At 60.3% G+C, this 10,794-nt stretch carries 9 protein-coding genes and 1 pseudogene; 7 read left to right on the top strand and 3 right to left on the bottom strand.

Annotated elements, in window-relative coordinates:
• Positions 1-22 precede the first annotated feature (22 nt).
• From ACIREA_RS17130 to ACIREA_RS17115, 4 genes are all read left to right on the top strand, one after another.
• Entirely contained in the window at positions 23-2,275 is a 2,253-nt protein-coding gene (locus ACIREA_RS17130; RefSeq protein ID WP_397383533.1) for a heavy metal translocating P-type ATPase, read from the top strand.
• Positions 2,276-2,356: 81 nt separating this feature from the next.
• Positions 2,357-2,518 (top strand): hypothetical protein, encoded by a 162-nt coding sequence (locus ACIREA_RS17125; protein WP_184339791.1) that lies wholly within the window; start codon positions 2,357-2,359, stop codon positions 2,516-2,518.
• Between the two features lie 44 nt (positions 2,519-2,562).
• Entirely contained in the window at positions 2,563-3,930 is a 1,368-nt protein-coding gene (locus ACIREA_RS17120; RefSeq protein ID WP_397383531.1) for a tetratricopeptide repeat protein, read from the top strand.
• Between the two features lie 117 nt (positions 3,931-4,047).
• Positions 4,048-4,929: a hypothetical protein gene (locus ACIREA_RS17115; RefSeq protein ID WP_397383529.1), complete on the top strand. Its 882-nt coding sequence runs from the start codon at positions 4,048-4,050 to the stop codon at positions 4,927-4,929.
• A gap of 144 nt (positions 4,930-5,073) precedes the next feature.
• Here ACIREA_RS17115 and ACIREA_RS17110 read toward each other — a convergent pair whose 3' ends face one another.
• Positions 5,074-6,636, bottom strand: a complete 1,563-nt coding sequence (locus ACIREA_RS17110) for a sialate O-acetylesterase (protein ID WP_397383528.1) — start codon at positions 6,634-6,636, stop codon at positions 5,074-5,076.
• A gap of 201 nt (positions 6,637-6,837) precedes the next feature.
• Here ACIREA_RS17110 and ACIREA_RS17105 point away from each other — a divergent pair, with 201 nt between their 5' ends.
• Positions 6,838-7,533 (top strand): succinylglutamate desuccinylase/aspartoacylase family protein, encoded by a 696-nt coding sequence (locus ACIREA_RS17105; protein WP_397383526.1) that lies wholly within the window; start codon positions 6,838-6,840, stop codon positions 7,531-7,533.
• A 16-nt stretch (positions 7,534-7,549) separates the two neighbouring features.
• On the opposite strand, the gene ACIREA_RS17100 is transcribed toward ACIREA_RS17105, so the two are convergent.
• Positions 7,550-8,707, bottom strand: coding sequence for a pyridoxal phosphate-dependent aminotransferase (locus ACIREA_RS17100; protein ID WP_397383525.1), 1,158 nt, complete (start codon positions 8,705-8,707; stop codon positions 7,550-7,552).
• A gap of 53 nt (positions 8,708-8,760) precedes the next feature.
• Between ACIREA_RS17100 and ACIREA_RS17095 the strand changes: the two genes are divergently transcribed.
• Positions 8,761-9,411, top strand: a complete 651-nt coding sequence (locus tag ACIREA_RS17095; protein WP_397383523.1) for a DUF1080 domain-containing protein — start codon at positions 8,761-8,763, stop codon at positions 9,409-9,411.
• Between the two features lie 13 nt (positions 9,412-9,424).
• Positions 9,425-10,522, top strand: a complete 1,098-nt coding sequence (locus tag ACIREA_RS17090; RefSeq protein ID WP_397383522.1) for a DNA alkylation repair protein — start codon at positions 9,425-9,427, stop codon at positions 10,520-10,522.
• Between the two features lie 14 nt (positions 10,523-10,536).
• On the opposite strand, the pseudogene ACIREA_RS17085 reads toward ACIREA_RS17090, so the two are convergent.
• Positions 10,537-10,794: pseudogene (locus ACIREA_RS17085) on the bottom strand (hypothetical protein); the annotation flags it as partial.

Below are 10,794 nucleotides of genomic sequence, written 5' to 3'. Positions count from 1 at the left end.
GTAGTGATTCACCTTCACACGCATGCCTAATTCCACTCCAGCAGTTCCCGACTCATCCACCTGGATGGCTGCGCTGGCGGATTTCCTGATGGAGGAGCCTGCGATTGAGTCGATCCGATTGAATCCGGATTCAAAGCGGGTGGAAATGGCGACCCTGGGACAGGTGGACGGCGAACTGCTGCAGGCGAAGCTCTCCGAGGTGCTGCGGGCGGTGGACGCGCGGTGGCTGAAGCAAAACGGCCAGGTGCCGCCGAGCAGCGGCATGCTGGATGTGCAGCAGAAGGCGGACGGGGCTTTTGTACTCGAAAAACCCTCCTGCCCGACGGCGCCGAAGTTCTGGAAATGGCGCGACTTTGCGTGGCCGGAACCGGATGAGATGGAGAAGGAGAGCGACGACGAGTGGCGCATGCTGGCGCTGCAGGCGGGGCTGTGTGCCGTGACGCTGGTGGCGGGCTACATCACCGAGCGTTTCTTTTCCGCACCGTCCTGGCTGCCAAAAAGCTTGTTCGCCATCTCGCTGATTTCCGGCGGATGGGACGCGGCGAAGGACACCTGGGAAAACCTGCGCGAGCGGCGGCTCGATGTGCATTTCCTGATGCTGGCCGTGGCCACCGGTGCGGTGTCGATTGGCGCGTGGGAGGAGGGGGCACTGCTGCTGTTCCTGTTTTCGACCTCGGGTGCGCTGGAGCATTTTGTGATGTTCCGCACGCACCGGGAGATCAATGCGCTGACGAAGGCGGCCCCCAAATTTGCGCATGTGCTGCAACCCGATGGGACGACGGCTGACCGTGGCGTGCAGACGCTGCAGGTGGGCGATGTGATCGTGGTGAAGCCGGACGAGCTCTTCGCCGTGGATGGCACGGTCATTGAGGGATCGACGGCGGCGGATGAATCGACGCTGACCGGTGAGGCGCTGCCGATCGCCAAGGAGAAGGGCGCATCCATCTACGGGGGCACTTTGAACCAATGGGGGATGGTGCAGGTGCGTGTGGACCGGCTGGCGACGCAAAGCGCTCTGGCAAAAATCATCACGATGATCCAGACCGCGCAGCATCTACGCGCGCCGAGCCAGCGGTTCACGGACCGCTTTGGCACGCGTTACACGCTGCTCACGCTCGGGATCGTGGCGCTGATGTTTTTCGTGTGGTGGCTGGGCTTTGGCATTCCTCCTTTCGAAAACATGGCGGGATCAAAGTCGTCGTTTTACCGCGCCATGACGCTGCTGGTGGTGATGAGCCCCTGCGCGCTGGTGCTTTCGATTCCTTCGGCCATCCTGGCGGCGATCGCCTGGGGTGCGCGGCGCGGCGTGCTGTTCCGTGGCGGTGCTGCGATTGAAAAGCTGGCCGAGGTGGATGTCATCGCCATGGACAAGACGGGGACGCTGACGGAAGGCGAACTGAAGGTGACGAAGATCGAAAGCTTCCCTGCCGGCCGGGAGGAGGACGTGCTGCGGATCGCCGCGAGCCTGGAGGCGAATTCGAACCATCCTATCGCGCGTGCAGTCACGCAATATGCCAAGGCGCAGGGCATCGTGGTGGAAAAACTGGCCGAATTTCAGTCGATCACCGGCCAGGGACTGCGTGGGCGTACCGCCGCAGGGCTGAGCTACGTGGGACGGCGTGAGCTTGTCAAAGACAGCGCCTTGGGGGCGGTGCTGGCCGGGGTGCCGGACGCACCGCTGGGCTTCAGCGAGGTCTGGGTGGTGCATGAACAGATCGTGGGACGGGTGCTGCTGAAGGATGAGATCCGGGCCGGGAGCCGGGCCGTGCTGGAAAAACTGGCCGCCGAAGGCGTGCGCACGATCATGCTGACCGGAGACCGCCGAGCGGCGGCGATCGAGGTGGGGGAGAAACTCGGCATCGCCGAAGTGCGCGCCGGATTGCACCCGGAGGACAAGGTGGCGGCGATCCGCGAACTGACGCTGGCCGGCCACAAGGTGGCGATGATCGGGGATGGCGTGAACGACGCGCCGAGCCTGGCAGCCGCCTACGTGTCCGTGGCCATGGGTGCACGAGGCAGTGACGCCGCGCTGGAGCAGAGCGACGTGGTGCTGATGCAGGACAAGATCGAAAAACTGCTCTCTGCACGGCGCATCAGCCAGCGAGCGCGGCGCATCATTCAGCAGAACCTGATCATTTCCCTGGGCAGTGTGATCGTGATGGCGGTGGCGTCCTTGTTCGGCATCGTGCCCCTCACGCTGGGTGTTTTGACGCATGAAGGCAGCACGGTGGTGGTGTGTTTAAACAGTCTGCGGCTGCTGTTTGAGAAGGAATGAAGCCGCCTGCCATTTTTCATCTGCGCAACTCCGTGCTGGACGATTCCCCCCTTTTCTTCATAGAGTAATCAAAATTCTGGCATGCGCATTCTCTCCAAAGTCCTCTGGACCCTCGCTTTCCTCGTCGCCACTTTTGTCTGGATGGTGCTCTTTGAGCACGGATTCAGCATGAAGGGCCTGACGGAAGGAACGGGAGCGGAGCTGCGTGGCATCGCCGCATGGTTTGGTGGCGGGAAGAAATAACCGCCGCCCACTTACATTCAAACACGTCAAGAACCCCAAGCATTATGATCGTTCAGGAAGCAGAACTCGACCCCAAGTATCAAGCCCTTTGGAAGAAAGCCCTCATCTCCGCCGAGCGGAAAAACTGGGACTATGTGATCGACCAGGTGCTGCCCATCGTGACGGCCAACGTCGGATTTCTGGATGGCCGCAAGCTGCTGCGCAGCGCTGAAGGCGAAGTCGTCGGCAGTGGCAAAAAGTTCAGCTTCGGCCTGAGTGGCTTAAAGCCCAGCTCCAAAAAAGATCCGGCGGAGACCATCGCCGACATGGAGGAAAACGTGTTCCGCAAGGACCCTTTCAATCTCAACGCGAATGAGCAGCTCTTTGATCTGGCGATGAAGCTGCAGTTCCCGGAGCTGGCGTCGTTTGCCCTGGAGACCATCCGCGGCGGGCATCCTGAGAACACCAAGAACATGCACAAGCTGGCGCAGCACTACATGGCGGTGGGTCTGCCAGAAAAAGCCGCTGCCACCTACAATGCGATCTTGAAGGTCAACCCGCGTGACATGGAAGCCACGCAGGGGGAAAAGAACGCTGCTGCATCTGGCTCCATCAAAAATCAGGGCTGGGGCTCCGCCAACTTCAAGGATGCGATGAAGGATTCCGGCGAGGCCGCGAAGCTGGAAATGCTCAGCCGCCAGGGCATGACGCAGGAGCAGATGGAGCAGTTCCTTGCGGAAACCATCGAACAGTACAACGCCGACCAGGGGAACATCGTCATCGTCAAGCGCATGTCGGATCTGTACGAGCGCCTCGGCCAGCTCGATACTGCGCTGATGTTCTACGATTACGCCCTCACTCTGAACGCCGGTGACGTGGCCCTGCAGCGCAAGGTGGAAATCCTGCGCGACAAGGTGCAGGATCTGAAGATCGCGGATTATGAGCGCGAGATCGAAACCGATCCGGATGCGCCCGACATTGATGACAAACGCGCGCAGCTGGCCGAAATCCGCCGCCAGCGTGCGAGTGTGGTCATCAGCGAGGCCAAGACCCGCGTGGACCGCAACCCGACCGACAAGGGACTGCGCTACGAACTGGGCCAGGCCTACTTCAACGCAGGCATGTACGGCGAGGCGCTGCCCGAGCTGCAGCAGGCGAAGTCGAACCCCAACATGCGCATCAAGGCGATCCTCATGCTTGGACGCTGCTTTGAGCGCAAAAACATGAACGATCTGGCCAAAACCTCGCTGCTGGAGGCCTCCAAAGAGCTTCTCGTCATGGACGCCACCAAGAAAGAAGTGCTCTATGAGCTGGCCAACGTGCTGGAAAAAATGGGCGACAAGGCGGCAAGCCTGGACGCGCTGAAGGAAATCTACAACGCCGACTACGGCTACCGGGACGTGGCGCACCGGGTGGAGTCTTCCTACTCATAACTGATTTTTTCAGGTCTCCCCTGCTGACACCCCGTTTCGCATTCCGAAACGGGGTGTTTTTTGTTTGCCTCCAATTGGTACTGGAAAGCCGGGATGCGTCCTCCATCTTGCGAGCTGATGATATTCGAATTTCTCGCCGCCACTGACGTCTGGACCACAATCAAAGACGGTGCGCCCGTCGTGCTCGCCCTGATCCTCATTGAGGGGCTGCTCTCCGTGGACAACGCGCTGGCGATTGCCGCGATGGCATCCCATCTGGATGAAAAGCAGCGCAAGATGGCGATGAACATCGGCTACATCGGGGCCTACGGCTTTCGCATCGTGGCGCTGCTCACCGCCAGCATCATCATGGACAACCACTGGCTGATGCTGGTGGGTTCGCTCTACCTCGTCTGGCTGATGTGCGCCCATTTTGCGGAGCAGGAGGAAGGTGAGGAGGAAGGGACGGTGAAGGCAGCCCAGCACAGCTTTCCGAAAACAATTGCGATGATCGCGTTTCTCGACCTGAGCCTGAGCTTTGACAACGTCGTGGCCGCCGTGGCCTTCGCACGTGACAGCAAGGTGCTGGTTTATGTGGGCGTGACACTCGGCATCATCACGCTGCGGCTGGTGGCGGGTTACTGCATCAAGCTGCTGGCGCGGCAGCCCTGGCTGGAGCACACGGCGTTTCTGCTCGTAGGCTTTGTGGGTCTGCTGCTGGGGCTGGAACTCTTTTGGGATCAGAGTGTCAAACAGGTCGTCGAAATCGGTGGTGTCAGCCTCATCAGCGAGGCAGGAGGGCATTACCACATCGCCAAGGCGGTTAAATTCGCCGGCATCATCGGCATCATCCTTGTGCACCTGTCCTATGAGAAAAACGCGGCGGTCAAAGGCGTGCTGCGCCCGGCGCTCCGCCTGCTGCAGCTGCCAGCGCGATTGATTGCCGGTCTGGTCGGGGCTGTCTTTTCTGTGATCTCCTGGCCGTTTCGTGCCGCGTGGTCAGCCGTGACCCGAAAATAAGAATCCCCCGGCTGGTGAGGCCGGGGGACTCCGTGAATCATGTGATAGCGTTGTCCGAAACTGATTTCTGGAAAGCGCGCGTTGAGACGTTCGGCGGCGGCTTGAGGACAAGCCGCCCTACCTCGCGCTGGGCCAAGCCACCTGTTACTGCTTCGGCTTGGTGAGCATTTCGAAGTCGTCGCTGCGGAAGGGTGTCACTGGCAGGCCGTCGATGCTGAAGAGGTTGCAGACAGGATTGTCCGACCAGGCGTAGCGGACAGCCACGGGTTTGGCGACGCCCTTGGCGCTGACTTCGAGCTTGTCCTTGCCGGTGATTTTAGCCTCGGCCCAGGCCCATTTTTTGTCTTCACCGCAAACCACAAAGCCCTTCACTTCTGTGACATCCACCGTGCGCAGGCTGCTGCCGAAGGTGTCGAGAGTGACGATGACTTTGTCTCCCGCGAACTCGGCGGCTTTGAACTCGGGGCTGCGATAGGGCAGCTTCATGCCGTAGTCCTTGACCAAAGCCAGGCGGGCGAGGCGCTCGGCCACGTCACGCTTGTTCTTCGGGTGAATGTCATTGGCTTCACCGAGGTCGATGATGACGGCCTGACCGCCGTTTTTGATGGCGTTCTGGGTTGTCGTCTGGCTCTCGCGCAGTTCGGCCCAGGAGCTGGCGGTGGCCTGCCCGGCGTCGGTTTTTTCGGCCATGAAGTCAGCCAGCTGGACCCAGTAGAAGGGGAAATCTCCCTGCTTCCACTCATTGCGCCAGTTCTGGATCATGAAGGGGAAGAGGCTGGCGTACTCATAGGCACGTCCGGCATTGCTTTCTCCCTGATACCAGATGGCTCCTTTGATGCCATAGCCGATGGTGGGGAGTAATGCGCCGTTGTAGATGTTGGCAGGGCGGGCGTTGCCGTTGAGCCAGGCGGCAGGTGGGGCAGGAGCGCGGGCGGTGAAGGGTTTTCCGGCTTTCTTGGCTTCATCCGCCTGCTTCTGCCAGTTGGCGAGATCGGCGTCATACTTGGTCTTGGCTGCGGGGGAAGTGAGGAAGGCCTCGTTTTTCTTCGTGTTTTCCATCAGCAGCTTGAAGCGCGGGTCTTTTTCGAGTTCGCCGCGATTCACCCAGGCCTCGGCAGCGCTGCCGCCCCAGGCGTTGTTGATCAGACCCACCGGCACGTCGAGCATGTTGTGCAGGACGCGGCCATAGAAGAAGCCGACGGCGCTGAAGCCGCCCACCGTTGCTGGCGAGCATTCTTTCCACTCGCCTTTGAAATCCTTCTGGGGCTCCTGAGTGCCCACGTTTGGCACTGTGATGAGGCGGATGTTCGGGTACTTCGCGGTGGCGATCTCCAGATCGGCGTCCCAGCTGGAACCGACATTCCACTGCATGTTTGACTGGCCGGAGCAGATCCACACCTCGCCGACGAGCACGTTTTTGAGTTCCTTGGTGGAGGTGCCTTTGATCGAAATCGTCGCGGGTTTCGCGTTTGCAGGCACTGGATCGAGTTTCACGGTCCATTTGCCATCGGCACCGGCCTTGGCGGTCTTGGTTTGGTCTCCAAATTTCACCGTCACTTCGGTGCCGGGAGCATCCCAGCCCCAGAGCGGATTGGTCTGCTTTTGCTGCAGCACCATGTTGTCGCCAATGATGGCGGGGAGTTTGAGTTCAGCGCGGGCAGTGCATGCCAGCGCAGCGAGGAGGATGGTAAGTGAGAGGAGTCTCATGGATGGGTAAAAACTGGAAGGTAGAAACGCAGCCCGAGGCGGGGTTTGCAATTTTTTTAACGCCCACTCTATCAAAGGTCCTATGGCTTCACCCGATTGCTGAGGAATCGATGTCAAAGACAGCACTTGAAAGCATGCCTCTTCTTTTCCAAATGCAGACCACGGGCAGCCACTCGGCGTGGCCGCATCCCTGAAGACTTGATGATTGAAACGGATTCCCCAGAACCAGGCAGCTTCATCCCGAAGAGTGTCAGCAAGCCCGTGAAAACGGGCCATGGCATCAAGATCGGCATCTTTGCCGGGATTCATGGGGATGAAGAGGCGGGCACGTTGGCCACGCATGAGCTCATCACCTGGGCTGCCGAGAGGCCGGAGGAACTGCATGACTATGAGCTGCATTTTTTTCCGATCTGCAATCCTACGGGGCGAACGTTGGGCACACGACACAGCCATAGCGGGCTGGATCTGAACCGTGAGTTTTGGTTTGGCTCCACTGAGCCTGAGGTCGTCTATCTGGAAGCCGTGCTGCGGCGTGAGCACTATGACGGGATCATCTCGCTGCACTCCGATGACACGTCTGACGGCTGCTATGGATTTGTCAGCGGTGCGCTGCTGAGTGAGCATCTGCTGGAACCTGCGCTGCAGGCGGCGAGTGAGTTTTTGCCGCGCAACGAGCAGCACATCATCGACGGTTTCCTCGCCGCGCGCGGCATCATCAAGGAAGGTTACCTCGGCATCCTCAGCGCGCCGCCGGAGCAGAGGCCGCATGCGCTGGAGATCGTGTTTGAGACGCCTGCGCTGGCACCGATGGACGCGCAGGTGAAAGCGACGGTGGCGGCGGTGAAGAGGATACTCGTGGAGTATCGTGAGTTGCAGGCGTATGCGGCGAATCTTTGACCTGTTGAAGGTCCCCTCACCGCCCCTGCTTCACGCGCAGCAGTTTTTCTCCTGCCGCATTCAACGTCTCCACCTGCTTGGCGTAGTGGAAGCGGATGAAGCGGTGTTCGGGTTCGCGGAAGAAGCTGGAGCCGGGGACGCCGGCGACGCCGACTTCACGCACGAACCATTCGGCGGCTTCGGTGTCGGTGGGGAAGCCGAGGGATGAGATGTCCATGAGGACGTAGTAAGCGCCGTGGGGCTCGGTGAATGGGAGGCCGGTGGCGCGGAGGTGATTGAGGAAGATGTCGCGCTTCTCGGTGTAGAGATCGCGCAGGCCGTGGTAGTAGCTGTCGGGTAGTTCGAGTCCGGCGACGGCGGCTTCCTGCAAGGGTGCGGCGGCACCGACGGTGAGGAAGTCATGCACCTTGCGCGCCTGCGCGATGATGTGCGGGGCGGCCTGCACGTAGCCGAGACGCCAGCCGGTGATGGAGTAGGTTTTGGAGAGTGAGTTGCAGACGATGACGCGCTCTGCTGCACCGGGAAGCGAGTGCATGTACACGTGCTCATGCGGTGCATAGACGATGTGCTCGTAGGGCTCATCGGTGATGACGAAGGCGTCGTGTTTTTCGGCGAGATCGAGGATCATCTGAAGCTCGGCACGGGTGAAGACCTTGCCGGTGGGGTTGGAGGGATTGCAGACGATGATAGCTTTGGCCCCCTGTGCAAAGGCGCGGGCGAGTTCATCGGGGTCAAAACCGAACTGCGGCGGGCGCAGCGGGACGTAGATGGGCTCGGCACCGGAGAGGATGGCGTCTGCGGCGTAGTTTTCGTAGAAGGGTGAGAAGACGATGACTTTGTCCCCCGGTTCGCAGCAGGTCATCATGGCACACATCATGGCCTCTGTGCTGCCGCAGGTGACGACGAGGTTTTGGTCCGGATCGACGGGGGTGCCGGAGAAATGGGTGATCTTTTTGGCGAGGGCCTGGCGGAAACGCGGCGCGCCCCAGGTCACGGCGTATTGATGGAAGGGGCCACGGGTGGCGCGCTCCAATGCGGTGAGGAGTTCCTCCGGCGGATTGAAGTCGGGAAAGCCCTGAGAAAGATTGATCGCGCCGTGCTGATTGGAAAGGCGCGTCATGGCGCGAATGACGGATTCGGTGAAGGCGTGGAGGCGGCGGGAAGTTGCAGGCATCCTTGCGATTTGGGCGAGAAGCCGCCAACGTGCAACCAACCAATCTGACCCACATGCGCCGCCGAATCTCCCTGCTTGCCCTGCTGCTGACGGCCCCCTGCCTGTTTGCCGCAGAGGAGTGGCAAACCTTGTTCAATGGCCGGGACCTGAGCGGCTGGCGGGCCAATGTGATGGCGGAATCTTTCTCCGTGGTGGATGGAGCCATCCGGGCGCATGCCACCAAGCCCAGCGCCCACTTGTTTTATGCGGGCGACATGAAAACCGGCTTCATGCGCTTCAAGAATTTCGTGCTTGAAGCAACCTGCCGCAGCGAGCCGAATTCCAACTCGGGCATCTTTATTCATACGGACATGACCACGCGCGACAGCGCGCTGCATCTGGCGAAGGGTTACGAAATTCAGCTCAACAGCACCGCCAAGGAGAAGCGCAAGACCGGCAGCCTGTATGCGGTGGTGGATCTCGCGCAATCGCCGGTGGATGAAAGCCAGTGGTTTCGGATTCGCATCACGGTGAGCGGCAAGCGCATCATGATTCATCTCAATGACAAGCCGGTGGTGGACTACACCGAGCCGGATAACGTCAAGCGCCCGCCGGAACGTGCCGGACGGTTGTTTGATCCGCAGGGCGGCGGCATCGCCCTGCAGGCGCATGATCCGGGAAGTGTTTTCTACTTCAAAGACATCCGCATCAAGCGCCTGCCGTGAAACCTTGCTGATCATGCCTCCTGAACCTTCCCCTCCGCCACAGCTTAAAGAATGGTTTGATGCCGCCCGCTATCGGGCCATCGCCAAGGAACTCGCCAGCATCGCGCCAAAGTTTCGTGCTGATGATTTCATGAAGTCCGTGCTCGATGGACTTGAAGCCCGCAGCCTGATGCAGCGCGTGCATCAGTGCGCGGTGGCCGTGGATGCGGCGCTGCCAGGAACGTATCAACAAAAGGTCCGGGCGCTGCAGAAGCTCGCGCCGCGCATCGGGCATGAATTCGTGACGATCTTTCTCGGGGATTTCGTGGCGACGTACGGCCTTGATGACTTCGATTTCTCGATGGAGGCGCTGCGGTTTTTCACGGTCTTTGGCTCGGCGGAGTTTGCGGTGCGACCGTTCATTCTGGCGGATCAAAAACGTGCTTTGCAAATGATGCACGCATGGACTGCCGACCCTGATGAGAAGGTGCGCCGCCTGGCCAGCGAGGGATCACGGCCACGTCTGCCCTGGGGCATGCGTTTGCAGGCGCTGGTGCGAGACCCGGAGCCTACGGCGAAGATTCTGGAAGCGCTCAAGGATGATGACTCGCTGTTTGTGCGACGATCCGTGGCCAATCATCTGAATGACATCACGAAGGATCATCACGACTATGTTTTGCAGCGGCTCGAAGTGTGGGATCTCGAACGCGAGCACTTGAAGTGGATCGCGAAGCATGCCTGCCGCACGCTGATCAAGCGCGGGCATCCGCGTGCGCTGAAGCTCTTTGGCTTTGGCAAAAAGGCGGAGGTCGCGGCGAAGCTGGCAGCTTCTCCTTCGCGCCTGGAACTTGGGCAGCGTCTCACGTTGACTGCGGCGCTCACTTCGACGTCAAGCCGTTCGCAGCGACTCGCGATCGACTACGTGGTGCATTATGTGAAGGCGAGCGGAGGGAGCGCGGAGAAGGTTTTCAAGTGGACCGAGATCGACCTGCCGGCGCATGCTGAAATCGAACTCGTCAAATCGCAGGTCGTGCGCGATTTCACCACGCGGAAACATTACTCAGGCAGGCACCGAGTGGAGTTGCAGGTGAATGGAGAGCGGGTGGCGGAGACGATGTTTGTCCTGGCCTGAATTGTGCCACGGGCTCAGCGGTAGAAGGTTTCGAGAATCAAGGTGCAGAGCGCCTGACGATATGTCGCATCAGCGGCATCGGCGGCAGGCCAGTTGGGGCGACCGCGTTTGAAGGAGCCGTCCGGCTGCTGAGCAGCGAGGATTTGCGGCATGACCTGGGTAGCGAAAGTCGTCCACTCGGCCCCACCGTTGAGGAAGAGCGCATTGCCGTAACCATGCCAGGAGTAGAGATTGCAGTTTTTTTCCCAGTCAGGGGGCTCGGCCTGGAGGAA

The sequence above is a fragment of the Prosthecobacter sp. genome (assembly GCF_044373815.1).
Lineage (GTDB): Bacteria > Verrucomicrobiota > Verrucomicrobiia > Verrucomicrobiales > Verrucomicrobiaceae > Prosthecobacter.
Note: the sequence above shows the minus strand (reverse complement) of the source record. Positions and strands in the feature narration are given on the sequence as shown.

Bases quoted from the DNA above. Each gene is read 5' to 3' on its own strand.
- ACIREA_RS17095 (WP_397383523.1), top strand. From the start codon at position 8,761: ATGCGCCGCCGAATCTCCCTGCTTGCCCTGCTGCTGACGGCCCCCTGC.
- ACIREA_RS17120 (WP_397383531.1), top strand. From the start codon at position 2,563: ATGATCGTTCAGGAAGCAGAACTCGACCCCAAGTATCAAGCCCTTTGG.
- ACIREA_RS17130 (WP_397383533.1), top strand. From the start codon at position 23: ATGCCTAATTCCACTCCAGCAGTTCCCGACTCATCCACCTGGATGGCT.
- ACIREA_RS17115 (WP_397383529.1), top strand. From the start codon at position 4,048: ATGATATTCGAATTTCTCGCCGCCACTGACGTCTGGACCACAATCAAA.
- ACIREA_RS17090 (WP_397383522.1), top strand. From the start codon at position 9,425: ATGCCTCCTGAACCTTCCCCTCCGCCACAGCTTAAAGAATGGTTTGAT.
- ACIREA_RS17125 (WP_184339791.1), top strand. From the start codon at position 2,357: ATGCGCATTCTCTCCAAAGTCCTCTGGACCCTCGCTTTCCTCGTCGCC.
- ACIREA_RS17105 (WP_397383526.1), top strand. From the start codon at position 6,838: ATGATTGAAACGGATTCCCCAGAACCAGGCAGCTTCATCCCGAAGAGT.
- ACIREA_RS17110 (WP_397383528.1), bottom strand. From the start codon at position 6,636: ATGAGACTCCTCTCACTTACCATCCTCCTCGCTGCGCTGGCATGCACT.
- ACIREA_RS17100 (WP_397383525.1), bottom strand. From the start codon at position 8,707: ATGCCTGCAACTTCCCGCCGCCTCCACGCCTTCACCGAATCCGTCATT.